Annotated in this window: 19 protein-coding genes, 1 tRNA gene and 1 pseudogene; 18 read left to right on the forward strand and 3 right to left on the reverse strand. The window is 46.8% G+C overall.

Features of this window, described 5'->3' with window-relative positions:
- Nucleotides 1-36: 36 nt before the first annotated feature.
- The 7 genes from dnaG to MJ770_RS06155 all read left to right on the forward strand — a co-directional run bounded on the left by dnaG (nt 37) and on the right by MJ770_RS06155 (nt 7911).
- Nucleotides 37-1779 (forward strand): DNA primase, encoded by a 1743-nt coding sequence (gene dnaG / locus MJ770_RS06125; protein WP_239250728.1) that lies wholly within the window; start codon nt 37-39, stop codon nt 1777-1779.
- Between the two features lie 124 nt (nt 1780-1903).
- Nucleotides 1904-3913 (forward strand): RNA polymerase sigma factor RpoD, encoded by a 2010-nt coding sequence (gene rpoD, locus MJ770_RS06130; protein ID WP_239250729.1) that lies wholly within the window; start codon nt 1904-1906, stop codon nt 3911-3913.
- Between the two features lie 40 nt (nt 3914-3953).
- Nucleotides 3954-4030, forward strand: a tRNA-Ile gene (locus tag MJ770_RS06135).
- Nucleotides 4031-4413: 383 nt separating this feature from the next.
- A complete protein-coding gene (locus tag MJ770_RS06140; RefSeq protein ID WP_239250730.1) occupies nt 4414-5559 on the forward strand; it encodes an MlaE family ABC transporter permease in 1146 nt (381 codons plus the stop codon).
- Nucleotides 5556-6341 (forward strand): ABC transporter ATP-binding protein, encoded by a 786-nt coding sequence (locus MJ770_RS06145; protein WP_239250731.1) that lies wholly within the window; start codon nt 5556-5558, stop codon nt 6339-6341. The genes MJ770_RS06140 and MJ770_RS06145 overlap by 4 nt, the downstream gene beginning before the upstream one ends.
- Before the next feature lie 2 nt (nt 6342-6343).
- Entirely contained in the window at nt 6344-7282 is a 939-nt protein-coding gene (locus MJ770_RS06150) for an MlaD family protein (RefSeq protein WP_239250732.1), read from the forward strand.
- A complete protein-coding gene (locus tag MJ770_RS06155; RefSeq protein WP_239250733.1) occupies nt 7279-7911 on the forward strand; it encodes an ABC-type transport auxiliary lipoprotein family protein in 633 nt (210 codons plus the stop codon). The genes MJ770_RS06150 and MJ770_RS06155 overlap by 4 nt, the downstream gene beginning before the upstream one ends.
- On the opposite strand, the pseudogene MJ770_RS06160 reads toward MJ770_RS06155, so the two are convergent.
- Nucleotides 7912-8313 (reverse strand): annotated as a pseudogene (locus MJ770_RS06160) (transglutaminase-like domain-containing protein); the annotation flags it as partial.
- Nucleotides 8314-9216: 903 nt separating this feature from the next.
- On the reverse strand, nt 9217-9711 hold the full coding sequence (locus MJ770_RS06170; RefSeq protein ID WP_239250735.1) for a lactoylglutathione lyase family protein: 495 nt from the start codon (nt 9709-9711) through the stop codon (nt 9217-9219).
- Nucleotides 9712-10461: 750 nt separating this feature from the next.
- On the opposite strand from MJ770_RS06170, the gene MJ770_RS06175 reads away from it, so the two are divergent.
- Together MJ770_RS06175 and MJ770_RS06180 are read left to right on the forward strand one after the other, a co-directional pair.
- Nucleotides 10462-11373, forward strand: a complete 912-nt coding sequence (locus tag MJ770_RS06175; RefSeq protein WP_239250736.1) for an SUMF1/EgtB/PvdO family nonheme iron enzyme — start codon at nt 10462-10464, stop codon at nt 11371-11373.
- A 219-nt stretch (nt 11374-11592) separates the two neighbouring features.
- A complete protein-coding gene (locus MJ770_RS06180; protein WP_239250737.1) occupies nt 11593-12570 on the forward strand; it encodes a formylglycine-generating enzyme family protein in 978 nt (325 codons plus the stop codon).
- Nucleotides 12571-13053: 483 nt separating this feature from the next.
- Here the strand turns inward: MJ770_RS06180 and MJ770_RS06185 are convergent, their stop codons facing one another.
- Nucleotides 13054-13206 carry a hypothetical protein gene (locus MJ770_RS06185; RefSeq protein ID WP_239250738.1) on the reverse strand — a complete coding sequence of 51 codons (153 nt, stop codon included), beginning with the start codon at nt 13204-13206 and terminating at the stop codon, nt 13054-13056.
- A 598-nt stretch (nt 13207-13804) separates the two neighbouring features.
- Between MJ770_RS06185 and rmuC the strand changes: the two genes are divergently transcribed.
- The 9 genes from rmuC (at nt 13805) to MJ770_RS06230 (ending at nt 25377) form a co-directional block, all read left to right on the forward strand.
- Nucleotides 13805-15448, forward strand: coding sequence for a DNA recombination protein RmuC (rmuC, locus tag MJ770_RS06190; protein ID WP_239250739.1), 1644 nt, complete (start codon nt 13805-13807; stop codon nt 15446-15448).
- Nucleotides 15445-16968, forward strand: a complete 1524-nt coding sequence (locus MJ770_RS06195; RefSeq protein WP_239250740.1) for a class I SAM-dependent DNA methyltransferase — start codon at nt 15445-15447, stop codon at nt 16966-16968. The genes rmuC and MJ770_RS06195 overlap by 4 nt, the downstream gene beginning before the upstream one ends.
- The gene (locus MJ770_RS06200; RefSeq protein ID WP_239250741.1) at nt 16965-18140 is read left to right on the forward strand and encodes a restriction endonuclease subunit S; all 1176 of its coding nucleotides are present in this window, start codon (nt 16965-16967) and stop codon (nt 18138-18140) included. The genes MJ770_RS06195 and MJ770_RS06200 overlap by 4 nt, the downstream gene beginning before the upstream one ends.
- 20 nt (nt 18141-18160) lie before the next feature.
- The gene (locus MJ770_RS06205; RefSeq protein WP_239250742.1) at nt 18161-19861 is read left to right on the forward strand and encodes a DUF3696 domain-containing protein; all 1701 of its coding nucleotides are present in this window, start codon (nt 18161-18163) and stop codon (nt 19859-19861) included.
- Entirely contained in the window at nt 19861-20721 is an 861-nt protein-coding gene (locus MJ770_RS06210) for a hypothetical protein (RefSeq protein WP_239250743.1), read from the forward strand. Before MJ770_RS06205 ends, MJ770_RS06210 begins: the two co-directional genes overlap by 1 nt.
- Nucleotides 20722-20827: 106 nt before the next feature.
- Nucleotides 20828-22795: a bifunctional 3-phosphoshikimate 1-carboxyvinyltransferase/cytidylate kinase gene (locus MJ770_RS06215; protein ID WP_256448803.1), complete on the forward strand. Its 1968-nt coding sequence runs from the start codon at nt 20828-20830 to the stop codon at nt 22793-22795.
- Nucleotides 22796-22907: 112 nt separating this feature from the next.
- Nucleotides 22908-24638 carry a 30S ribosomal protein S1 gene (gene rpsA, locus MJ770_RS06220; protein ID WP_239250744.1) on the forward strand — a complete coding sequence of 577 codons (1731 nt, stop codon included), beginning with the start codon at nt 22908-22910 and terminating at the stop codon, nt 24636-24638.
- A 12-nt stretch (nt 24639-24650) separates the two neighbouring features.
- On the forward strand, nt 24651-24938 hold the full coding sequence (locus tag MJ770_RS06225) for an integration host factor subunit beta (RefSeq protein WP_239250745.1): 288 nt from the start codon (nt 24651-24653) through the stop codon (nt 24936-24938).
- Between the two features lie 151 nt (nt 24939-25089).
- Entirely contained in the window at nt 25090-25377 is a 288-nt protein-coding gene (locus MJ770_RS06230) for a LapA family protein (RefSeq protein WP_239250746.1), read from the forward strand.
- Nucleotides 25378-25582 lie beyond the last annotated feature (205 nt).

The raw sequence follows: 25582 nt of genomic DNA on the forward strand, positions 1-25582 counted from the left end.
ATATAACGCATTGGTAAAATGCGAGGCGGAGCTAGGATGATTCCAAAAAACTTCATTCATGATTTGCTCAATCGTCTCGATATTGTGGATATCATTGAACGTTACGTTCCGCTTAAAAAATCAGGCGCAAATTATGTTGCCTGCTGTCCTTTTCATAACGAAAAATCTCCCTCATTTACCGTTAGCCAAAGTAAGCAGTTTTATCATTGCTTTGGTTGCGGCGCGCATGGCACGGCTATTGGGTTTGTAATGGAGCATGGTGGGTTGGGTTTTGTTGACGCTGTAGAAGAATTGGCGCGCAATGCTGGCGTGACGGTGCCGAGCGAAGTGCCTATGCAGGAACAAGCTCAGGAATATAAGTTTACACCTGATTTGTACGAAATAATGCTGTCTGCAAAACGGTATTATCGCGATCAACTCAAACTGTCGTCACCCGCAATCGACTATCTCAAGCGCCGCGGTTTAAGTGGCGAAGTGGCATTACGATTTGGTATTGGCTATGCGCCCGGAGGTTGGCAAAATTTGGGAAGTGTTTTTGCTAACTATCAGGACAATAGCCTCTTGAAGACGGGTCTTGTAATAGAAAACGAGGATGGTAAACGGTATGACCGTTTTCGAGACCGTATCATGTTTCCCATTGTGAACATGCGCAGCCAAGTGATCGGCTTTGGTGGGCGAGTGCTGGATTCGGGTGATCCCAAGTACCTGAACTCGCCGGAGACTACGCTTTTTGAAAAAGGACGTGAGTTATATGGCCTGTTCCAAGCGCTGAAAGCAATACGCACCAGGCGCATGGTATTGGTAGTAGAAGGCTATATGGATGTGGTAGCGCTTGCCCAGCATGGCATTGAATACGCCGTCGCAACATTGGGAACGGCAACTACGCCCTACCATGTGCAAAAAATGCTGCGCTTGTCCGATAAAGTGATGTTCTGTTTTGATGGTGATGCAGCTGGGCAGCGTGCGGCGTGGCGCGCGATGGAGAATGCACTGCCAAAACTGGTAGATGGTAAGCATATTGGATTCTTATTTTTGCCTTCGAGACACGATCCAGATAGTTTTGTGCGAGAGCATGGTGCATTGGCGTTTGAGCAACTTCTGAATGAGGCTTTGCCGCTGTCTAGTTATGTGTTGCGTGAATTATCCGCGAAAGTTGACCTGCATACTCAAGAGGGGCGCACTGCTTTGTTGCAACACGCCAAACCTTTGGTGACAGTTATTTCAGCGCCCACTACTGCGCTTTTGCTGCGAAAAGAAATAGCAACGCTGGCAGGAATTACTCAAGCGGAATTGGAAGCACTGTATGCGATTAAGCCGATAGGTGCTTCGACACGTCGCGCGCCACCAAAAGCAGCTCGCCCTGTGACATCGAACTTGCGCGTGTTACTGCGTTGTTTATTATTTCAACCCGATTTGGCGCGAGAGGTGCCAGAGAGTGGGATAGCCGTGGGATCGGAAGAAGCTGCAACGATTACTGCGCTTTCTGAATGGGCACGCACGCAAGAAGGCGCGATAAGCAGTGCAGCCATGATCCAGAATTTTCAAGGTACGGTGCATGAGTCATTATTGGCAGCAGAGCAAGCTGAAATTTTGCAATGGGGCGAAACTTTTGATGTGGTAGCAGAGTTCCAAGATGTATTAACCAGATTACGCAATGAGCAGCGAAAGCAGCAACTGCAGGCTTTGCATGTAAAAATGCATGGAACAGGGGTGAGAGGTTTAGACGAACAAGAACGATTGCTTTATTTGCAGCTTTTACAACGAAGTGAACTTAAATGAAGCTATTGTGAAATTGGTGCGAGGAAAATTTTCGCAAAATCGGGTATAATTCGCTCCCCTTTCAAACGCATTGCTTTAACCTGCAATGTTTTAACTCATTTAATTAAATGGGAATCCATCGAATATGGCAACTCAGCAAGACAAAAAAACACCTAATTCAGTCAAACAGGCATCAACTGGAAAACAGACTGTTGATCCTGCAGTGCTGTTGCAGGATATAGAAGCACGGCGCACGCGCCTGAAAGCGCTGATTATTCTAGGCAAGGAGCGCGGTTATTTGACTTCTGGCGAAATCAATGATCATTTGCCAGAAATGTTAGAAGCCGAGCAGATTGAAGGCGTTGTCAGCATGATCAACGACATGGGCATAACCGTGTGTGATGAGGCTCCTGATGCTGAAAATCAAATTATGTCGGACGCGCCGCCTGTGGTGGCCGACGAAGATGCGGTGGAAGCTGCTGAGGCAGCGCTTTCTACAGTAGACTCGGAATTTGGCCGCACCACTGACCCGGTGCGCATGTATATGCGCGAAATGGGCATAGTGGGTTTACTCACGCGTGAAGATGAAATAGTCATTGCCAAACGCATTGAGGAAGGTCTGAAGCACATGATACAGGCGATTTCTGCCTGTCCAACCACCATTGCCGAAATTCTCGCGCTAGTTGATAAAGTCACACGCGAAGAATTGCGTATTGATGAGATAGTCGATGGTTTCATTGAGTCTGAAGCTGAGACTATAATCGCTGAAGAGAAGCCCAGCGCTGAAGAGAAGCCCAGCGCTGAAGAGAAGTCCAGCGCTGAAGAGAAGTCCAGCACTGCAGGGAAGCACAGCGATGAAGAGAAGTCTAACGATGAAGGTATGGAGGATGACGAAGAGGATGTAGAGGATGCTGAGGCTGTTGCCGCAGCCAATCTGGCAAAACTCAAGGTAGACGCGCTGGAAAGTTTCGCAATTATTCGCGATCTCTTTATCAAGATCGGTAAAGCGTATGAGAAGCATGGTTACCGAAGCGCACAATACAATAAGTTACAAGAGCAAATTACCAATGAGCTCACGCAATTCCGTTTTTCTGCTAAGCAGGTAGATGCACTTTGCGAAACTATGCGCCGTTTGGTGGAAGAAGTGCGCAGCCATGAGCGTATTATTCAGGTGCTATGCGTTACCAAGGCGCGTATGCCGCGTCCACATTTTATTTCGACCTTTCCAGGCAACGAAGAACGGTTAGATTGGGTCGCGCGCGAAGTGGCTGCAAAAAAACCTTACAGTGAAACACTGTCACGTTTCGAAGCCGCCATCGTAGAGCAACAACAGAAGCTGCTTGATTTGCAGCAAAGTGTGGGCATTCCCATTCGCGATCTGAAAGAAATCAATAAGCAAATGACCAACGGCGAAGCCAAAGCTCGCCGCGCCAAGCGCGACATGATTGAAGCTAACCTTCGTCTGGTGATTTCCATCGCCAAAAAATATACAAACCGTGGCTTGCAATTTTTAGATTTGATTCAGGAAGGCAACATCGGCCTGATGAAAGCAGTAGATAAATTCGAATATCGCCGTGGTTACAAGTTTTCAACTTATGCCACTTGGTGGATTCGTCAAGCCATTACGCGTTCTATCGCCGACCAAGCTCGCACCATACGTATCCCGGTGCACATGATTGAAACAATCAATAAAATGAATCGCATTTCGCGCCAAATTTTGCAAGAATCTGGGCAGGAAGCGGATGCTGCAATTATGGCGCTAAAGATGGAAATGCCCGAAGACAAAATTCGCAAGATATTGAAGATTGCCAAAGAACCAATATCAATGGAAACCCCAGTAGGCGATGATGACGATTCGCATCTGGGTGATTTTATTGAGGATGCAAATACTCTGGCACCCATTGAAGCAGCGGTATACGATAGCTTGCGCAATGTCACCAAAGACATTCTCGATTCGCTCACACCACGCGAAGCCAAGGTGCTGCGCATGCGCTTCGGTATAGAAATGAATACTGACCACACCCTTGAAGAGGTAGGTAAACAATTCGATGTGACACGCGAACGTATCCGCCAGATTGAGGCTAAGGCATTGCGCAAGCTTCGTCATCCATCTCGCTCAGACAAGCTAAAAAGTTTCCTCGACGGGGAGAGTTAATTATAATGAACGCACTTTGAAAAGAGGTTCAAACAGTATTGGGTCGTTAGCTCAGTTGGTTAGAGCAGAGGACTCATAATCCTTTGGTCCGGGGTTCAAGTCCCTGACGACCCACCATATAGAATAAGGCTTGCAGCGATGCAGGCCTTTTTTCTTGCTGGCTAACCTTGCACCATGTCACAAATATGCCACTACGCTTTATCAATTACCCTGAAACCGGACGTTTACGGACCTAAACAGTGGCCAGTTAACACTGACGAGGATAGATTGCACGGGACGAGACAGCTAAACAGTATAGTTAGCTGTAATTGGCGATTTCGGTGACATGATGAAGGATTCCAGACCAAAAAAATGAACGTTTAGTGTTGTACTGAGGGGCGATTCAATGCAGCCCATTTTCCTTTGGAAATTGACAGCTATCTTTGAAGGAATAGACTTGGACTATAATAAAGCAGGCTGCTAGCCATTGACACTGTGTGACTTCGGGAAAAGAAACAGCTATGACTGAAGCGGATAGACCATCCCAGCCGGGCCGTATCGAGCATCAAGCTCAAGGGGTGCTGTGTTTTTCCGGTGATTGGACTCTACCGCACTACGCTATGCTACGCCGTCAAGTTGAGCGCTTTACCGATCGACGGAGCACAGACCGCGACGTGGTTGACCTCTCGCGGCTCGGTGCTTTGGACACTGCAGGCGCGGTGCTGCTTGTGGAGCTGATTGGAACCGAGCAGCTGGCACATCTCCAAACGTGGGCTCCCAAATTACCAGCAGAGCGGCAGGCACTGTTGTGCAGCGTTGCCGATGCGGTAGCCGCAAGCAGCCCCCTTGAGTCAGGCCGTGCCCTGCCGGTAAGGGATTTTCTCGGCGCTACTGGCCAGCAGGTTGAGTCTTTGTGGCAGCAGCAACGGTTATTGCTGGGCTTTATCGGCCAGGTACTGGTAGTCTTGGCGCGGCTTATTTGGCACCCTAGCCGCTGGCGTTTGACCGCGTTGGTTTCTCAGATTCACCGCACTGGTCTAAATGCGTTGCCCATCGTGGCTCTGCTGACCTTTCTGGTTGGCGCAGTAGTTGCTTTTCTCGGCACCACCGTACTGCGCGACTTTGGCGCTACTATTTATACGGTTAATCTGGTCGCTTTCGCTTTTCTACGTGAATTCGGAGTGCTGCTAGCCGCTATCCTGCTTGCTGGCCGCACGGCCAGTGCTTTCACTGCTCAGCTCGGTGCGATGAAAGCCAATGAAGAACTTGATGCCATCCGCACCTTAGGGCTTGATCCGATCGAACTGCTGGTGCTGCCTAGAGTGCTGGCGATGATAGTAACCCTGCCTATTCTTACGTTTGTTGGCATGCTTAGCGGCATGCTGGGAGGAGCCATGGTCTGCAGTTTGGCGCTGGATATTTCAGCGTTCCATTTTCTGTCGATTTTGCAGCGGGATATACCTCTTGAGCACTTGCTTGTTGGAATTAGCAAAGCACCGCTGTTTGCCTTTTTGGTCGGGGTTATAGGTTGTCTGGAGGGTTTTAAGGTCAGCGGCAGTGCACAATCTGTTGGGGAACACACCACGTCCAGTGTGGTACAGTCGATTTTCATGGTAATCCTGCTGGATGCATTAGCGGCGTTGTTTTTTATGGAAATGGGCTGGTGACGGCGCCAGCGCTTATTCGAGTGCGTGAGTTGGTCAACCGCTTTGGCAGCCAACGTGTGCATGAAAACCTCGATCTGGATCTTTACCGTGGCGAAATTCTCGGCGTAGTGGGAGGCTCAGGCAGCGGTAAGTCGGTGCTATTGCGCAGTATAATCGGACTGTTGCGGCCCACCAGCGGGAGCATTGAAGTGTTCGGACAAGATTTTCAGCATCTGTCGTCAGTACAGCGTGCACAGATAGAGCGCCGTTTTGGGGTGTTGTTTCAGCGCGGCGCGCTCTTTTCTTCGCTAACTCTGCAGGAAAACGTTGCGCTGGCGCTAATAGAGCATGCTGGGCTGACACGCGATGATGCCGAACACTTAGCCAGAAGTAAGCTTGCGTTGGCTGGATTGCCCGGCGAAGCGGCGCTCAAGTATCCTGCCGAGATTTCTGGGGGGATGATTAAACGGGCGGCTTTGGCTCGATCCTTGGCGCTGGATCCCGAAATACTATTTCTCGACGAGCCGACTGCCGGATTGGATCCCATCGGGGCGGCCGCCTTTGATCGGCTACTACTGACCTTACGTGATGCGCTCGGTTTGACTGTCTTTCTGGTGACGCATGACCTGGATACGCTCTATACTGTTTGCGATCGGGTCGCTGTGTTGGCTCGGCGGCGGGTACTGGTCGCCGATCGGCTTGAGGTTGTCGAAGCTACTGACGACGATTGGATTCGCGATTATTTTCATGGCCCACGGGGCCGCGCCGCCAGTGAGGCTGCGCATTACAAAGAGGAGTCCTGAGTATGGAACCCCGTGCGCATCATGTGCTGATTGGCTTGTTTACCGTGATCTCCCTGATCGGTGCGCTGTTATTTACGCTGTGGCTTGGTAAATCTAGTGTAGACCGTAGCTACGCATACTACGAGGTGGGTTTCAACCGTGATGTGAGCGGTTTGGCCGAAGGCAATGCGGTGCAGTACAGCGGCATCGTGGTTGGTGATGTAGTTAAATTACATCTCGATCCGCAGGACCCACGCCGAGTGACAGCCTTGATCCGCGTTTACGGCGACACGCCTATCAAAGAGGACACACGTGCAGCTTTGGCGCTGGCCAACATTACCGGTAGCATGAATATTCAGTTGCATGGTGGTACGCCTTCTAGCCCACGACTGCAAGGAGATCGCCAGAACCCGCCGCTGATCGAGGCAGAGCCTTCTGCGCTACGCTCGCTAGTAAATAACAGCGAAGCACTTTTTATTAAATTAGATCAATTGCTTAGCAGATCTAATGTGTTGCTCTCCGCTGAGAATGTCGACAACCTAGAACGGATTATTAATAACATAGCCCAAGTTACTGAGTCGCTGGCGGATCAGCATAACGGACTTGCTCAGGCCATGACCCGTATCGATGATGTCAGCAAACAAGCCGAAAAAACTTTGTTGACTTTCGCTCGATTTGGAGAAAACGCCAATACACTACTCGATGAGCAGGGCCAAGACATACTCGATGCGGCTCGGCAAGCGATGCGTTCGCTGGAATCAACCACAGCGCGTCTTGATACACTCACTGCTGAGCATGAAGGCGCACTGGCGCAGGGGCTGCAAGGCGTCGGCGATCTCGCCCCAGTGATGCGCGAGCTACGGGTAGCGCTAAAGACGCTGCACCAGCTCCTCCGCCGCCTAAAAGAGAATCCCAGCGATGTACTGCGCGGGCGTGAAATAGTGCCGGAGTTTACCCCTTGAGATCAGTCTTGCCTGTTGCCGCCTTGGCAATTATTGCGACCCTTCTGTTAGGCTCGATAACCGGGTGCAGCGTGTTTCCTAAGCCGCAAGTACAACGTACTTTTCTATTTTCACCACTACCGCCGCTTCCGGCGGTGCAGGTGGCTGTTGAGACAATGCTTCCCGTTACGCTCCGACTTGCCACGCCAGATGCCAGCGCGCCCTTGAGCGGGTCGAACATTCTGGTCATGCCTGCACCCCAGGAATATAACGCCTACGCGGGCGTTCGTTGGCGCGACCAAGTTCCGACGTTGCTGCATGATCGGCTGGTCCAGCGCTTTCGCCAGCAGGGTCGCTGGACGGCAGTGGTGGATGAACAAAGCCGTGTGCGCAGCGATATTCTCCTGACCAGTTATCTGACAGCCTTCGAGAGCCGATATACGCAAGGCAACTCGGTGGTTGTAATAGGCCTGAATGTTCAGCTGATCAACGAGGCTCGTCAAGAAGTGCTTGCCGAACGCCAATTCGAAATACAGCAGCCTAGCTCTGACCAGCGGATCGAAGCCATTGTAGAGACCTTCGGGCGAGCGACAGATGAGCTTATCCACGAACTCATTGACTGGACCTTGAAGCATATGAGCGAAAAGTAGTTAAGCGGTGTCCGTTAGCGAGTCCAGGAACATTGCCCTGTTAGCTTTGACTAGCCCAATGTCTGGTAAATTATTAGCGATATCTTGATATGTTTTACTGTATTTAAGCACTTCAATAATCACGGATAGTGGTTCTGTCAAAATTTCAGGCAAATCAGAATCTCCTTGCGTTACCATCGGAAAAGCCAATTTTTCGACTGGCGGGCAAAATTCAGCGGCTATTCCTTCCTGATTACCTCTCGCATCAACACGATACCAGCCAAAATGCTCAAGATATACAGCATAAAGCCCATGAAGACAAAATGGAGGAGAATCTTTAATGGTTAAACGTTGATAGCATAAGCCAGCAGCAATTTTATTTGCGCGTAATAGTGCAGCCAACAGATGACTTTTGGCATAACAGAAACCAGTGCCATGTTAAAGAACATCTGATGCTTTGCAAGTTACGGGATTTTGTTTGTAGTCCCAACTATGCCTTATCTCATCGCGAACGAATTCAAAGCATCTACGAGAAATTTCTTCTGGATTAGAAGCTCCCTCCGAAAGTATATTTGCTTGATCTAATACTTCTGGTATGTTCCAGTCTATATATTCTGTAGACGCTAACTATTTGTTCATATGTTTAATTTCGTAAAATGGCTAAGAGTAAATCTCTACCGCAACGCTTTTTGGGGTCTGGTGGAGCGCCGTGCAAGCGAGGCAATCGGGCCAACGACGAAAATCGCCCGAAGGTCACTTAATTTATTAGATAAAACAATTGCTTGTGTATTTTCTTAAGAGCCATCCCCTGCTGGAATTTCAATCAATTGCCTTTTAGGTCGTGCTGGCGAAACCAGCCTAGGTGGATTGCCAAATAGCAGGTGGCTATACCGCAGAACTTGTAGACCCAGAATTGCAAACGGTTGTAGTATGCATTGACGTTCTGCACAAGCCAAGCAACGTCGACACCGACAGATAGGTTACTGGCATGATGTTCCTCACCCAGTTTACGTGCTGCGTCGTCTGGTACTTTGCAGCCGCCGGTACAGAGTAGGAATATCTGTCGTCAAGAAAGGTTTCAGCACAACAGACAACGTTGCCATGTCCAATGTCTCCAGTACACAATTCATCGTCGCGCCAGCACAATCACGAGCAACCATCACCTACATATTCGTGCGAGAGGCCACGCTAAGTGGCTTTCCTGCTACGTATCCGTGCATTACGAACACAGACTTTTCGACATATTCATTTGCCACTTTTTAACACATTAAACCTGAATCAGTGGCGCAGCGTAGCCTCGACCGACTGCGTGCGATTGTTAACCTTCTAGTACGCACCCTGTGAATAGATCAATTCATAACTGTGAGAATATACCTCAAAGATGAGGCCGAATGGATCTTCGACGTAGCACATCCTATAGGGCTTTTTTCCTGGATAGTATTCGCGTATAGGCATCCTCTGCTTGCCGCCGTGTTCAACGATTTTTGCTACGAGACCTTCAATGTCCGGATCCTGAACGCAAAAGTGAAAGGTGCTCGTCTTCCAGTACTCAAAATCTTTTAGCGTTTCATTGTTTTTGAATTCAAACATTTCAACGCCAATTTTATCGCCTGTAGACATATGCGCGATTTTGAAAGAGCCCCAGCCTTGGCCAAATACATCAATACACATTTGTCCTATTGGCGTGTTTGACTCTTCGGTAATGACGGTGGGTTCCATAATGTGATACCAGCCCATAACTTCACTGTAAAAATTGGCCGCTTTCTCTACATCTGGGACGGAAATACCGATGTGCGAGAACGTTCTTGGATATGTGCTCATATTAATTCCTTATTTTTAAAGTTAACGTTTGAGTTATGGAGCAGTGGAGCGTCCCATCCTTGTTACAGGCTACGAGCAAAATGTGTAAGTGATGTTCTTTAGTTGTAACTGGAAAATACGCCAAATAAGCCTGTTTGGTATTCTTCGGTCAGTCAGGGGTTTTGATCCAGGGTCTCCTCTAAAATTGAGTTACGCGGATTTTAACTTTTTTGATTCTGGCTTAATGAATAGTAGGGCTTGCCAACTTTTTGCGACGATGCCGCAATTTATGCAATAGACCAATGTCGTTCATCCAGTCGAAACATTCGTTGATCAACTGGCGCATTGATAATGCAGGTTCTACATACCATACACGGATTGCGAAAAAGCCGTGTGGTCATTTTTTAGGGAATTGTCGTTGAGCCATTTGCTTGGTTTGAAATTTCAAATGAACTTCTTGCCAAAATGCTGCCTAAAAAAATTATCTTGATCAAGAAAAGCGAAATAGAAGGGATTGTGAGGGGTGTTGAGCATAGTAATTCCAATGTGCCAGATAAAAATGTTCGTAGTAAAGAGAAATATTATTGGCAAAGTAGATATAATCCTTGCAGTTTCCTCAGACGAATATAACAATGCGTCCCTAATTACTAGAACGGAGATTCCATGAAGTCAGCTTATATTTTGTTTCTGTTAATTACATCTCTCGGGGTATCAGCTAATACATACGCGGCCCGAGCCATGTCGAGCATCAATGCATACGCAGCCGGATCGTTGTTGATCGTCAATTGCAAAGGTGAGGATGTGGGGGCAGAAGTGTTTGTTAACGGCGAATTTAAAGGTGAATGTCCATTAGAGGTAAAGGTGCCTGCTGGTAGATTGAGTTTGAGGGTACAAAAGGAGGTTGATTCCTTTAATGACCGAATATTTGAACAAGCAATGCGTTTGGGTGATGATGTTATAAAAAATATCGATGTAAAATTGGGCGAGGCTCAACTTAATCTCAAAGGCAAACAGCAGAAATCTAAGTTGTCAGCTGTAGATGGTAAGGCAAAAAAATTGCCGGGTGAAAACATAAAATGCATTGAATGCCCCGAAATGGTACCGATTCCAGGTACAAATTTTGCGATGGCAAAATATACTGTTACGTTCCAAGACTGGGATGCCTGTGTGGTTGATGGTGGCTGTAACGGTTATCGTCCTTCAGATAAGGAATGGGGGCATGGCAAGCGTCCTGTGATCAATGTTAGCTGGAATGATGCTCAGGCTTACATTCAATGGCTATCGAACAAAACTGGTAATACTTACCGTCTGCCGACAGAGGAGGAATGGGAAATCGCTGCGCGAGCTGGCACTACTACTGAATATTATTGGGGGATTTTTCCTTTTGGAGATTCGGCCTCAAGTGTTAATGCTAACTGCAATGGTTGCGGAAGCAAGTGGGACAATACATCAACCTCACCGGTTGGTAGTTTTAAGCCAAACGGCTTTGGTCTGTACGACATGTCTGGCAATGTTTGGCAATGGACGGATAGTTGCTGGGAAGGCGACTGTTCGAAGCGAGTGCTTCGTGGTGGCTCTTGGAATGACACTACGTCAAACATTCGCATAGCTACTCGTTTTAAGGACGATGTGGATGGGTATTATCATATCAGCGGATTTAGACTTGCTATGACGCTGGAATAAAAAATTTGTGGGTTAGTATTTTGTTCTTGTCTTTTTTATAATGTGCATAATGGAAGAAAATATATAAAAGGCGTTTATTGTGTGGAGATAGTATGGGAAACCGGATTAAGTTTAAGCTGGGACCCTCATTACAAATCTTGTGCATTGATGAAAAACCTCAGTTGAAGAGGTTGGGAATGCTTAAAGAGTCTGCTTTTTTTATTTTTTAACGGAGATTTCATGAAATTAATTTATTTTTTGTCCTTGTTGGTACTGGCTGCATCATCTTCTAACGTTTACGCCGATAGCTCCATATTGAGAGTCGTCTGCACCGGTGATGATGTAGGTGCTGAGGTTTCGGTTAATGGAAAATTTAAGGGCGAATGTCCGTTGGATGTAAAGGTGCCTATGGGCACGTTGAAGTTGAAGGTGCAAAAAAAAGTTGATGCATTTAATGACCGCATATTCGAGCAAGAAATCGGAGTGGATTATGCAGTAGTAAAAAGAGTTGTTGTGTTATTGGGTGCGCCACAACTTAATGCCGAAGGCCAGCGGGTTCAATCTGAGCAATTGAAAATTGCCAAGACTAATGAAAAGCAAGTAGATGAAAAGCTTAAGGCTTGTACCTTCTGTCCTGAAATGGTGCCGATTCCAGGTACAGATTTTGAGATCGGGAAATATACTGTCACGTTTGATGAATGGGATGCATGTGTGGCAGATGGTGGTTGTGATGGTTATGTACCAGCTCAGGAAGAGATAGGACGCGGCTTGCAACCTGTAATTAATGTGAGTTGGAATGATGCTCAGAACTATATTGAATGGTTGTCGAATAAGACTGGTAAAACCTACCGTTTGCCGAGCGAACGTGAATGGCAAATTGCCGCCCGGGCTGGCACTACCACTCAGTATTACTGGGGAAATGAACTTGGTTCTAAGAATGCCAATTGTCGTGGGTGTGATAACGATTATGCCAAGAAAAAATATACCACAACTCAAGTAGGAAGTTATCCGCCTAATCCTTACGGTCTGTATGACATGTTGGGTAACGTCTGGGAATGGACGGACGGTTGCCGGGAAGGCGATTGTGCGAAACTGGTTCTTCGTGGCGGATCTTTTGAATACGAACCTGAGTATCTAACCGCAAGATATCGCGAGGGGATTGAAGCTACGGAACGAATCAACAATCTTGGGTTCCGCCTTGCCAGGACTCTGCCGTAAGTGAGAAATCTTAAATATTGAGCCGGCCATTGAATAGGTAAGTGACAAAGAGTGGTTGTTGAGATTGAGTAAATTCAGCAACCATGCTTATTCAAAGGTGCTGATATTTAATAGGTTTAATCTATGGTCTACCAATTGTGCTACGGTCAATGGCCGAATATTTTACGGGTGCCACGTTAGAGCGTAGTTGCAAAATGTTGATCGAGTACATTGCTTGACGTTGAGTCTGGACTACCCTCAGAGACTTAAGGGCACCTCTAAAATCTAATATTGCAAGCCGCATTATTAGATTTTAGAGGTGCCCTTAAGCTTTGGGTAATACGGGAGACTGGCGGAGAAATTAAGTTTGTTGTAGTCGATATTGTTGTTGACCTTGAGATGCTACGCCATCTGGATCCATTGAAATGCTAGTATTTAGCATGGGGTGATGGTGAAAGTTGTGCAAACCCCATTCTTCATATTGACCAAGTCCAAAGTTCTGATTCAAATCATGATAGTGCCGCTCAATGCACCAAACACCTTGTTGACGAATACCATTTGTTTTAGCCTGAACTCGATGGTGAGGAGCCAAATATTTTGCGGGCTCACCTCCGTGCCTTCGGACAACTTGATCAGAAGCCTCTTCGCAGGGCTCATTTTGGCGACCGCCATGTGAACATATGCAACGCTTGTAACCAACGTCTTGCTGTCCCGTTTTTGCTGGCTTACGATGTAGCTTGGCCAGTCGTAGCCACAACCATGCTTTGGCGGTAAGTGGAAATGACTCTGGAATCTATACAGTTTAATCCAAAGCTGAAGTCGAAATTGCCGTCGGCCACAATCAACTCCATCAAATTCGTGCTGGAGAAATAATCATCCTCGGGCAACACTGTGCTGTCCTCATTTCGATGCTATTAGAACGGAGACCCAAAGCGAAAAGCACTTATGCGCTTAAACCCAACCCCCAGCGAAGTCGTCACGGGTCGTGTGGCTAGCTCGGAAGGGATTAGGTGTTATTCTGGGGTAGAATCGGCAGTAGCGCGCGTAAAGGTAGTAAATGTAAGGTTTTGTCGGTGGCTCAAATTATATAAAATAGTTACTGTATTATTCGCTATCTTTATGAAAAATTCGAATTTGCATGGTGTGCAATATATTCCGTTTATACCCCATGTGTTATACCGAATCACCATGATTGAGAGACTTCACCCATCGGGTGGTGGTATTTAATATTATAAGGGTTAGGACGTTAGTATTCATGGACCTACCAATTTATAGCGTTGTTTCACTGTCAATTGGATTATTAGTCGGCGCGGGTGTTGTTTGGTTGATTCTGCGTAGCCGCATCTCTGCTTTTGAATTGCGGGCAAAAAATGAAAGCCAGATTGAAATTGCCAGGCTCAGTGAGCGTTTGATGGCATCACAGGAAGATGCAAAGCGGCTCGCCACGCAGCTTGCTGATCTGCAAAAACAAGCAATGCTATGGCGTGATCAACTTGATACAGCGAGATATGAGAGCGCGCAATTGGCTGAACGTGCAGATCGTGTACCTAAACTTGTGGCTAATCTTGAAGAAGCAAATCAAGAGATAAGCACACTTAATCAATCCATCGCAGATATTCGTGAAAAGGTAGGTAAGGTTAACTCGACCATTGAGGCACAAGCTGAGCATATAGTGCAACTTCAGCAGGAACGCGTCACTCTGATAGAGCGAAGCGATTTACTGACTCGAGATATCAATCTTTCAAGTATGCAGGTATCCGAGCTTACTATGAGCTTGGATGCTGAGCGCAAACAGTCGCAAGAAAAATTGCAATTATTGATTGATGCTCGCGAGCAGCTTTCAAATCAGTTCAAGTCACTGGCCGGTGAAATTCTGGAAGACAAAAGTAAGCGTTTCACTGAGCAGAATCAATCGAACATTGGTGCGCTGCTTGGGCCATTGAAGACCCAAATTCATGAATTCAAAGCCAAGGTAGAAGATATTCACCTTAAGGATACAGAGCAACAAGCAACGCTGAAGGCCGAACTAAATCAGTTGAAAGATTTAAACCGGCAGATTACCGAGGAGGCTCATGGTCTGGCAACCGCACTTAAAGGCCAATCCAAGATGCAGGGGAATTGGGGAGAAATGGTATTGGAAAATATCCTGGATCGTTCAGGATTGAGATCCGAAAAAGAATATCGCCGCGAAGTCAGCTTTAACACCGAGACGGGCAAGAGCCGCCCAGACGTAATAATTTATCTTCCACAAGAAAAACATCTAGTCATCGATTCCAAGGTATCCCTCAATGCTTATACCCGGTATGTTAATGCGGGAGAAGAAATTGAACGGCAGTTGGCGCTGAAAGAGCACGTTGCAGCAATATCCAGCCGAATTAAGGAGTTGTCAGACCGCAACTATTTCGAGCTGCCCGGCTTGAATTCCCCTGAGATGGTCTTTATGTTCATTCCCATTGAATCTGCTTTTGTGGAAGCTTTGCGCGCAGATGAAACACTATTTCAAAAAGCTATTGAGCAGAATGTGCTGGTTGCAACACCGACTACTTTGCTTACCAGCCTTAATATTGTACGCCAAGTGTGGAGATTTGAAGAACAAAACGCTCATACTGCGGAACTTGCGGATCGTGCTGCCAAGGTTTACAAAAAACTTAATACTTTTCTTTGTTCTATGGAAGGCGTCGGTAAGCAACTCGACAAGGCTAAGGATTCATTTAATCTTGCCATGAGCCAACTCTACTCTGGTAAAGATAATCTGATTAAGCAGGCCAACGATTTCAAAAAACTTGGCGTTGCAGTGCAAGGTGTTTTCCCCGAAAATCTGCTGGCCAAGGCAGAACTGGAATTAGAGCACCTGCCTGAGTTACCCGCACAAGAAAATGTACCATTGGAAAAAGCATGATGAATAATCAAGTCAAAAGTGACATAGACCGACTCTGGCTAGAGTTTGTAACGGGAGGGATTTCCAATTCGCTAATCATAATCGAACAGATATCTTTTCTGATGTTCGCTCGTCTGCTGGATATGGAAGAAGCGCAACACGAAAAAAATGTCTTGCACTCCGGCGAATCCCCATATCATATTTTTCGTATCGATCAGCAAGCACTGCGCTGGAAAAACTGGAGCCAGATTAGTGATGGCGAGGCCATGCTTAAGTTTGTGTGCGACGAAGTTTTCCCCCATCTGCGCATTCTCGGCAGCAAAAAATTCACAATGGGTGAATACATGGACAATGTCTCGCTCCAAATTTCAAAGGCCAGCCTGCTGGTCTTGGTGGTGAAGCAGCTCGAAAAGTTGCCGCTGGATAATAGCGATACTCAGGGCGACTTATATGAGTATTTGCTGAGCAAGCTTACTACGGCAGGCATACATGGCCAGTTTCGCACGCCGCACCATATTATCCAACTCATGGTGCAGCTTATAGACCCCAAGCCGTCTGAAACAATTGGTGACCCAGCTTGTGGTACTGCTGGTTTTCTGGTGGCAGTAATGGAATATCTACGCACGACTTACCCTGCACCAGAGTTCGCCGAAGCACTGCAAGATGGCCGCAAAAGCAACGCTTGTGACCCGCTTGAGCTTCATCAGAAGTATGTTCAGCACAGCACATTCCACGGTTTTGATTTTGATGCAACGATGCTGCGTTTGGCTGCTATGAATTTGATGCTGCATGGGGTGGAAAATCCGGACCTTCACTATATGGATACGCTGTCAAAAGCGTTTCCAGAAAAATTTCCGGTCATAGCCAATGGTGATAAAGGAGGGCTGGATATCATCCTTTCCAACCCGCCATTAAAGCGCACACTGGCAGAAGATGTGCATCCTTCTTTACTCAAAATTGCCCAGACTAGCAAATCTGAGTTACTTTTCATCGTTCTTATCCTGCGCATGCTCAAGAGTGGTGGCCGTTCTGCTACCATCGTGCCCGATGGGGTTCTGTTTGGTGCCAGTAAAGCCCATTTGGCGGTACGTGAGTATTTGCTGAATCAGAACCAATTGGAGGGAGTGATCTCACTACCATCCGGCGTATTCAGAACTTTTGCAGGGCTTTCGACTGCTATTTTGGTGTTCACCAAGGGTGGGAGCACTCAGGATGTATTTTTTTACGACGTGCAATCCGACGGGCACCCGCAGGATGGCAAGTGCCAAGAAAATGTCGATATTGATCTGACCGACGTGTTGACCCAATATCGTCGGTGGCGTAATGGCGAAAGTGATTTTACTGATCGAACTGCAAAAGCCTTCAAGGTCTCCGCCGCCGACATACGAGCCCATAATTTTGAACTTTCAATAAACCGTTACAGGGCAACCACTCACAAGAAAATGAAAGTCGAGGAACCAAAAGTAATTCTGGCGCGTATGCGAACGCTAGAGGCCGAAATTCAACGCGATATGGCTGAGTTGGAGGCTATGCTTCGATGAAGTTTGTTAGGCTGGGCGATGTGGCTCGCATCGTTTGTGGAGGGTCGCTTGACCGATCAAGCTCTTCCTGTTGGAATGGCACGATTCCTTGGGTAACTGCGAAGGACATCCATGGTGCACGCATCAATTATTCTTTGGACAGGATTACAGAATTTGGCCTAAAAGAATCAGCATCTAATTTATTGCCAGTAGGAAGTATACTAGTGCCAGTGAGCATGACTCTCAATGATATTGTCATTAATGATGTGCCAGTTGCCATCGATAAAGATGTAAAAGCGGTTATTGTTGAATCTTTGGACGTTGACAGGAATTACATTCGGAAATTTTTGCTCTCAAGAGCAAGTGATCTTGGGTTTAGTGGCACAGAAGAAACGAAGAATGATAGGCATGCTACTGAAGTTCTGGCCGATATTGACATCCCGCTTTTGCCCCTTGAAGAGCAACGGCGTATCGCCTTAATCCTCGGTAAAGCTGATGCTATCTGTGAAAATCGTTGTGCCACACTCAAACTGGCAGACAATTTTTTGCATTCGATTTTTTTGGATATGTTTGGTGATCCTGTGACTAATCCAAAAAAATGGCCAATTCTTCCACTGAAGGTTGTGGCTGAAGTTTTACAGATTGGCCCAGCAGGTCCCTTGCCGCAGTCTAAAGAGCCTATTATGGATGAAATGCCTGTTGTATATCCTGCGCACGCTATAGACGGAGAGATATTTTGTAAAAAATCATTGCCTTTTTCTAAGGAGAGTCATGCTCAGCTTATTACGTACCCCTTACTCAAAGGAGATGTGGTTATAAGTAGGAGAGGTGAGGTGAGGCGATGCGTAGTTGTGACCAAGGATGATAATTATTTGTGCGGTTCAGGCAGTTTGTTTATGCGACCGGATCCACTTGTGATGGAAGCAGTTTTTCTTGCCCAGATGTTATCCGGCGATTTGGCTAAAGCAGCATTTGATTGGATGTTTAAAAGTGTATTGATGCAAAACTCGGACGAGGCAATCGTTGGGAATTTTTGTGTGCCAACTCCACCAATTGCTGTGCAAAATCGTTATGCGAAAATTCATGACAAGATAATTTTAATTAAGGAAAAACTTGCAAGTGAGCTGGTTCAATCAAATGTTCTTATCAAAAACCTTACCGCATCTGCCTTCTCAATGTCTGAGTCAGCCTGAGTAATGAGGATGAATGTAATATGAGTGCACCAACCGCTGCCAGTCAGACGGGCCTGACCAAAGTTAGTATTGAGAATTTTAAAGGAATCAGTTCTGAAGTTCAGATTGATCTGAAACCGATTACGCTACTTTTCGGTGCAAACAGCGTTGGGAAAAGCACCATCATGCAAGCGTTGCAGTATGTACGTGAAGTACTGGAACGCAACAATGCCAACCCCGATCGCACCCTGCAGGGTGGAAATTTTGTTGATTTGGGAGGATTTCGCAACCTCGTTCATCTGCGTGATACGACCCGCCATATTGCCATTCAGGTTGAGTTGTCTTTAGGTGGCAAAGGGTTGCCTGATTTGGTGCCGGAAGCCTTTGACGATTGGCAAACTAATGATTCCAAAGTCTGGGCTTTTTACAACCTGTTGCAGGAAACACGGAATCGCATTGAATCGGTAAGCGTGAAGCTGGTGATTGCTTGGAGTCATCTACGTGACAAAGCGGTGGTAGTCGGCTATCAAGTGGGTGCCAATGGTGAATGGTTGGCCGAAATAAATGCTACTGATGATGGGCGGGATGTCAGCATCAGCATTAACGAAATCAACTCCATTTTTATGCGTCAGTTCACGCAGGAAGATCTGAACAATAATCTAGAATATTTTTTGCGACCGAATGTGAGTTCAGTCACATCCAGTAGTTCTGTTGCCTCCAATATTGAAACTCACTATACGATATGGCCGCATATTATTGAGACAGTAACGGATGCGGGCATGGAAAAAACCGGCGAAGGACTGCGTGAGTGGCTTTCCGGTTTTGATAGCGCGATGCCTCGATTGGGCGAACTGCTACATATCCCGGCACCAGATGTAATCGGGGCGGAGAATGTTTATATCGCTCGAGAGTTTACCGCTTTTATTTCTTCATTAATTGTCGGCCCCGGTTTGCTGGTGCGTGATGAGTTGCGCAAAATGCGTTACGTCGGACCTATTCGTCATGTGCCTGCACGCGATTTCGATGCCAGCTTGACTAAGGATGAGGCAGGCTGGGCAGACGGTTTGGCGGGTTGGGAAACTTTGCTGACTGGACAGCAAAGCCTGATCGATGATGTCAGTCGCTGGTTGGCGGACGAAGACAAGCTCAATACTGGTTACGCAATTGAGCGCCGGTGGGTACGCGAAGTGCGCTCGGAGTGGCTGGAACTGATTGGCTCTGAAAAATTGAACCCCCAGCGTAAGCGGATGTTGAATAAAGCAATAGAGACATTGCTGACCAAGCCGCGTATCGGTTTGATCGATATTAAATCCGGTCTGGAAATGCAGTCGCGAGATGTCGGGATCGGTATTTCGCAAGTGTTGCCAGTGGTGGTGGCTGCGCTGGAGCCTTCAGCAAGTCTGGTAACTATCGAGCAACCAGAGCTTCATATTCACCCTTCGGTACAAGTGGGTCTGGGCGACCTGCTAATTTATAGTGTGCTCCTCCACGAGATGAGTTTTTTGATTGAAACACACAGCGAACATTTGATTTTGCGCTTACTGCGTCGGATTCGCGAAACATCGGGGGGAGATTTGCCACCGGGCTTTCCTTCTGTTTCTCCAGAAATGATAGGGGTTTATTACGTGGGTCGCGGAGAAAATGGAGTTCAGATTAAATCCTTGCCCGTTGATGAGGCAGGTGAATTTACGGAAAGTTGGCCTAAAGGGTTTTTTGATGAACGAGCCGGAGAGCTGTTCTGATGATCAAAGAATTTGCTTTAGATCCAGAGGCTATAACTTCGTCTTATCGAGAGTTTTGTTACTTCACAGAGAAATTCGGCGTCAGCCAAGGACGAGTTATTTCTGCATTTCCGAAAAAGTGGAGAAAGCTGGTTTGTGATTCGGCCTTGCGCGAGCATAAGGGTAAAGTCGAGTTTTCTAAAATTGTGGAGCGGTTAAATAAATTTGGCAGTGATATCGTTTTTGATACGGGTAGACCGAGTGGAGAAGGTTCTCAGGCGTGGATTGATCGGGCATTAATTGAGCACGCACGAAAACCTTTTGCTGCGATTATCTCAGCCACTGCTGTAAATCACCCGGATGTGCTGCTAAAAGATGAAGTTGATGAAGAAAGTCCGCGCTTTAAAGCCGCTCGACAGTGTGCTATTCCTCGAACAGCCCAAGCTTTGATACGCTGTGCTGAATTTTTGATTCTGCACTCAAAAACAATTAAGCTGGTTGATCCACATTTTGACCCTGCCAAGCCTCGCTACCTGAGACCACTAGAGCAGATATTTTCTTTATTGCCCGGTAGTAAAGCCATTGTGGAAATACATCGCAGCGATGAGGTTGCAATCGACGAATTGATTCGACGTTTCCAGCAGTGCGTGTCCTTATTGCCTTCAGGAGTGAGGATGCAATTACATATTTACGAGAAAGCACAAATGCACAACCGCTTTATCATTACCGAGAGTGGCGGACTGATTTATGGGGTTGGTCTTAGTGATAACGAAGACGGTGGTGGTGCACCGGATGAAGAGGTCACCTTGATGGAAACAGCAGTTAAAAATATTCGCTGGATTGACTACAGCAAAACTTCGCCGGTAGCTATATGGCCATAGATAAAAATATCTATGCGGATGTGTCCAGTTGAAATAAATTGAACATACGTAGCTTATTGACTCGCACTATTAACGCCATCTAACGGTTTACTTTGTTACTCTAGAAATGACATATCAAAAGTTTATTAATCTTCTTCCCATGCTAAGTGCTCAAGGTACTGTGCGACTTCCTGGTTCAAAAAGTATTTCCAACCGCATGTTGTTGCTTTCAGCATTGTCTGATGGGGTAACAGAAATCCGTGATCTGTTACATTCGGATGATACAGAATACATGCTGAAAGGATTGCGTGCTTTGGGCGTAACAGTGGAAGCATTGGGAAGCCATGCTTATCGTGTGCAAGGGTGTGCTGGAGATTTTCCGGTTAAGGATGCCGAGCTGTTCCTCGGCAATGCGGGTACAGCCTTTCGTCCTTTGACAGCTGCACTGGCATTGGCTGGGGGGCATTATCAACTATCTGGCGTGCCGCGCATGCACGAGCGCCCCATTGCTGATTTGGTGGATGCCTTGAGTGGCTTGGGTGCGGATATTAGATATCTAGGCACGGAGGGTTATCCACCACTTGAAATACATCCTGCTACGCTGCTTAGCGGCAGCCGAATCGCAGTGTGTGGTGATGTTTCCAGCCAGTTTCTTAGCGCTTTACTGATGGCACTGCCATTGGTGCAGAGTGCAACCACGGTTGAGGTGACAGGCGAGCTGATTTCTAAGCCTTATGTCGAAATTACACTGGCAATGATGGAGCGTTTTGGTGTTCAAGTTGTACGAGACGGCTGGAGTTCGTTTACGATTCCTGCCGATAGCAACTATGTCGCGCCGGGTTTAATTCATGTCGAGGGCGATGCCTCATCTGCTTCATATTTTTTAGCTGCGGGTGCTATCGGTGGTGGCCCAGTTCGAGTTGAGGGTGTGGGTCACGATAGCATTCAGGGCGATGTACGTTTTGTCGAAGCATTACAACTGATGGGCGCGCGCATCGCAATTGGACCAGACTGGATGGAATCGCGTGCTCCAGAAACCGGCAAATTGAAAGGCATCGATCTGGATTGTAACCACATCCCCGATGCGGCGATGACGCTGGCGGTGTGTGCATTATTTGCCGACGGTGTAACAACGCTGAAAAATATCGCGAGCTGGCGTGTAAAAGAGACCGATCGTATTGCAGCGATGGCCACTGAATTGCGTAAGCTTGGCGCAACGGTGGAAGAGGGTGCGGATTTTATTCGTATCATGCCTCCTCAGTCCTCGATCTTAACGTCTCAAAGCTCGATCGATACCTACGATGATCATCGCATGGCAATGTGTTTCTCGCTTGCCGCATTTAGTCAAATGGGCGTGCGCATCAATGATCCTCAATGTGTCGCCAAGACCTTTCCAGAATACTTTGAATGTTTTGCCAGAGTGGTTAAGGCTGTGCCAGTCATTGCCATTGATGGCCCGTCAGCTTCCGGCAAAGGTACCGTGGCGCAACTGGTTGCAGCGCAACTTGGATTTCATTACCTTGATAGCGGTGCCTTATATCGTCTGTTGGCGTTAGCTGCGCAAAAAAATGGAGTAAAGCTAGATGCGGAAGATCAATTAGCAGACTTGGCAGCAAGCATGGATATACGCTTCGATGGAATGGATTCCTGGCTGGATGGTGTGAAGGTGAATGATGAATTGCGTTCCGAGCAATCAGCTATTGCAGCGTCCAGAGTGGCGACATTGCCAGCGGTGCGCATCGCATTATTGGCTAAGCAACATGCTTTCTGTCGGACACCTGGATTGGTTGCAGATGGTCGCGATATGGCGTCAGTGGTGTTTCCTGGTGCGGTTTTGAAAATATTTTTGACTGCAAGTGCAGAGGTACGAGCTGAACGGCGTTATAAACAGTTGATGGAAAAAGGAATGAGTGCTAATATTTCAAACCTTTTAGAAAATATTCGCGCGCGCGATGAGAGGGACAGCCAGCGTAGCGTGGCTCCACTGCAACAGATGTCTGGAGCCAGTTTGCTCGATACTACCAATTTAACTATCGAACAGGCGGTGCAGGAAGTGCTAGCACGTTACTATTCTTGCATGGAGTCCCGCGCATGAGTTCGGTATGAAAGTTGTATTGATGTACGTTTGATAGCCCCGCAACGAATATATCGTTCGGGTTTTTTAACCAGCCCCGCCAGAAGCGGGTTTGTCTTGGGTATCTTTATAAATGAATTCTAACGCTGCTGTAGTTGAAAATGATCTGGAAAGTTTTGCCTCCCTGTTTGAAGAAAGTCTGACGCGCAAGGAAATGCGAGCGGGCGAGTTGGTTACTGCGCATGTTGTGCGCATCGATCATAATGTAGTGGTGGTGAATGCCGGTCTGAAGTCCGAAAGCTTTATCCCCGTCGAGGAATTTTTCAATGCTGCAGGCGAGATTGAAGTAGCGTCTGGTGACTTCGTTACAGTAGCGATTGAATCACTGGAAAATGGTTACGGTGAAACCAAGCTGTCGCGCGAGAAAGCCAAGCGACTCGCTGCATGGATCGAGTTGGAAGACGCGATGAAAGAAGGCAAAATCGTTGAGGGTTATGTTAGCGGTAAAGTTAAAGGTGGCCTGACTGCTATGGTTAATGGCATACGCGCATTCTTGCCTGGTTCGTTGGTGGATATTCGACCAGTCAAAGACACCGCGCCTTATGAAAATAAGACGATGGACCTCAAGATTATTAAGCTGGATCGTAAGCGTAATAATGTGGTTGTTTCGCGCCGTGCAGTGCTTGAAGCAAGTCATGGGGCAGACCGTCAGGCTATGATGGAAAACCTGAAGGAAGGCGCAATCGTCAAAGGTATTGTAAAGAACATTACCGATTATGGCGCGTTTGTGGATCTGGGTGGAATTGATGGCCTGCTTCATATCACTGATTTGGCTTGGCGTCGTGTCAAACATCCATCTGAAGTGTTGGCGGTTGGCGACGAAGTGGAAGCCAAGATACTTAAGTTCGATCAAGAGAAAAACCGTGTATCTCTCGGTATCAAGCAGATGGGTGATGATCCATGGACTGGCCTGGAACGTCGTTATCCACAAGGCACGCGACTGTTTGGTAAAGTGACAAACTTAACCGATTATGGCGCGTTCGTTGAAATCGAGCAGGGCATTGAAGGTCTGGTGCATGTGTCCGAAATGGATTGGACTAATAAGAACGTACATCCTTCCAAGGTGGTGCAACTGGGTGATGAGGTTGAAGTCATTATTCTTGAAATTGATGAGCAGCGTCGACGTATCTCTCTTGGTATGAAACAGTGTAAATCTAACCCATGGGATGATTTTGCTTTAAATCATAAAAAAGGCGACAAGGTAAAAGGACAAATTAAATCGATTACAGATTTTGGTATCTTCATCGGCTTGGAAGGTGGGATTGATGGTTTGGTACATTTGTCAGACCTTTCTTGGTCTTTGGCTGGCGAAGAGGCTGTACGCAACTACAAAAAGGGTGATGAACTCGAAGCCGTTGTGTTGGCAATTGATGTAGAGCGTGAGCGCATTTCGTTAGGTGTTAAACAAATGGATGGTGACCTCTTCAATGGTTACATCGCAATGCATGACAAGGGCAGCGTAGTAAACGGCGTGGTTAAGGCAATTGATGCAAAAGGCGCAACTATTACCCTGGATGGTGATGTTGAGGGCCTTCTCAAGGCTTCTGAGGTGTCTACTGACCGTGTCGAGGATATTCGCAATCATTTGAAAGAAGGCGATGCAGTGAAGGCTGTTATTATTAACGTGGATCGCAAGAACCGCGGAATTAATTTGTCGATCAAGGCGTTGAACAAAGCTGATGAAACGGTAGCAACGCAGAAGTCTACGGCACCTGCTGTAGACAGTACCACTATAGCCGGAACGACAAACTTGGGTGCCTTACTTAAGGCTAAGATGGATACAAGCAAGATTGACGCACAATAAGGAGTGATAAGAATGACCCGATCTGATCTTATCGCTAAGTTGGCGGAGCGCTACCCGCAACTATTAGCCAAGGATGCCGATCTTGCAGTTAAAGTGATCCTTGATGCCATGGCGGGAACATTGGCACGGGGAGGACGCATTGAAATCCGCGGCTTTGGCAGCTTTGCGCTGAACTATCGTCCACCACGGATAGGACGCAATCCAAAGTCTGGTGATAAGGTGCAGGTTCAGGCTAAATATGTGCCACATTTCAAGGCAGGGAAGGAGTTACGTGAGCGGGTTGATTACCCTTCTTCCTGAAATTTGCCCTGAGATTTTTGCATAGCTCAGGTCAGTTTAGTCGTAAATATTATTATGTAGGAATAAAGTTGGCGGCCTGTCGAGAGATAGTGCCGTCAATTTTTTGCTCATTCGTGCTATTGTCGTACCGAAAAAATATTGTGGGTGGATTATGCGCTATATAATTTGGTTGTTGCGTGCAGTATTATTTCTAATTCTGCTTGGTTTTGCCATGAAGAATGACCAACCTGTAGTGTTGCACTATTTTTTTGGCTATGCATGGCAAACCTCACTGATTCTTGTTATGTTGCTATTTTTTGCCGTTGGCGTGTGCATTGGTGTGATTGCTGTGCTGGGCAAAATATTTCGGCAGCACAGGGAAATTGATACTCTAAAACACGAGTTACGTCTGAAAAACAAGCTTGCTAATGTTGGCGATATTAACCCAGATATTCCATGAATTGATATGAGCTACGACAGTCTCGCGTTTTCTCCAAGTGATAAGGGATTGCATAGTTTTTATTGATGGATTATTTTTTGTTTACTATGCAAAAGTAAAATTTTCCAGAGAAGCAGTTATTGCTTCTCTCTTCTAAATTTTTCTGACAAATAAAACTTTGTGTAATTATTACTCGACTTATGAAATATTTAAGCTGATTAATTAC

This window comes from Candidatus Nitrotoga sp. M5 (genome assembly GCF_927904885.1).
In the GTDB taxonomy this organism is placed as follows: domain Bacteria; phylum Pseudomonadota; class Gammaproteobacteria; order Burkholderiales; family Gallionellaceae; genus Nitrotoga.

Bases quoted from the DNA above. Each gene is read 5' to 3' on its own strand.
- dnaG (WP_239250728.1), top strand. From the start codon at position 37: ATGATTCCAAAAAACTTCATTCATGATTTGCTCAATCGTCTCGATATT.
- rpoD (WP_239250729.1), top strand. From the start codon at position 1,904: ATGGCAACTCAGCAAGACAAAAAAACACCTAATTCAGTCAAACAGGCA.
- MJ770_RS06140 (WP_239250730.1), top strand. From the start codon at position 4,414: ATGACTGAAGCGGATAGACCATCCCAGCCGGGCCGTATCGAGCATCAA.
- MJ770_RS06150 (WP_239250732.1), top strand. From the start codon at position 6,344: ATGGAACCCCGTGCGCATCATGTGCTGATTGGCTTGTTTACCGTGATC.
- MJ770_RS06170 (WP_239250735.1), bottom strand. From the start codon at position 9,711: ATGAGCACATATCCAAGAACGTTCTCGCACATCGGTATTTCCGTCCCA.
- MJ770_RS06180 (WP_239250737.1), top strand. From the start codon at position 11,593: ATGAAATTAATTTATTTTTTGTCCTTGTTGGTACTGGCTGCATCATCT.
- MJ770_RS06185 (WP_239250738.1), bottom strand. From the start codon at position 13,206: ATGAGCCCTGCGAAGAGGCTTCTGATCAAGTTGTCCGAAGGCACGGAG.
- rmuC (WP_239250739.1), top strand. From the start codon at position 13,805: ATGGACCTACCAATTTATAGCGTTGTTTCACTGTCAATTGGATTATTA.
- MJ770_RS06195 (WP_239250740.1), top strand. From the start codon at position 15,445: ATGATGAATAATCAAGTCAAAAGTGACATAGACCGACTCTGGCTAGAG.
- MJ770_RS06200 (WP_239250741.1), top strand. From the start codon at position 16,965: ATGAAGTTTGTTAGGCTGGGCGATGTGGCTCGCATCGTTTGTGGAGGG.
- MJ770_RS06205 (WP_239250742.1), top strand. From the start codon at position 18,161: ATGAGTGCACCAACCGCTGCCAGTCAGACGGGCCTGACCAAAGTTAGT.
- MJ770_RS06210 (WP_239250743.1), top strand. From the start codon at position 19,861: ATGATCAAAGAATTTGCTTTAGATCCAGAGGCTATAACTTCGTCTTAT.
- MJ770_RS06215 (WP_256448803.1), top strand. From the start codon at position 20,828: ATGACATATCAAAAGTTTATTAATCTTCTTCCCATGCTAAGTGCTCAA.
- rpsA (WP_239250744.1), top strand. From the start codon at position 22,908: ATGAATTCTAACGCTGCTGTAGTTGAAAATGATCTGGAAAGTTTTGCC.
- MJ770_RS06225 (WP_239250745.1), top strand. From the start codon at position 24,651: ATGACCCGATCTGATCTTATCGCTAAGTTGGCGGAGCGCTACCCGCAA.
- MJ770_RS06230 (WP_239250746.1), top strand. From the start codon at position 25,090: ATGCGCTATATAATTTGGTTGTTGCGTGCAGTATTATTTCTAATTCTG.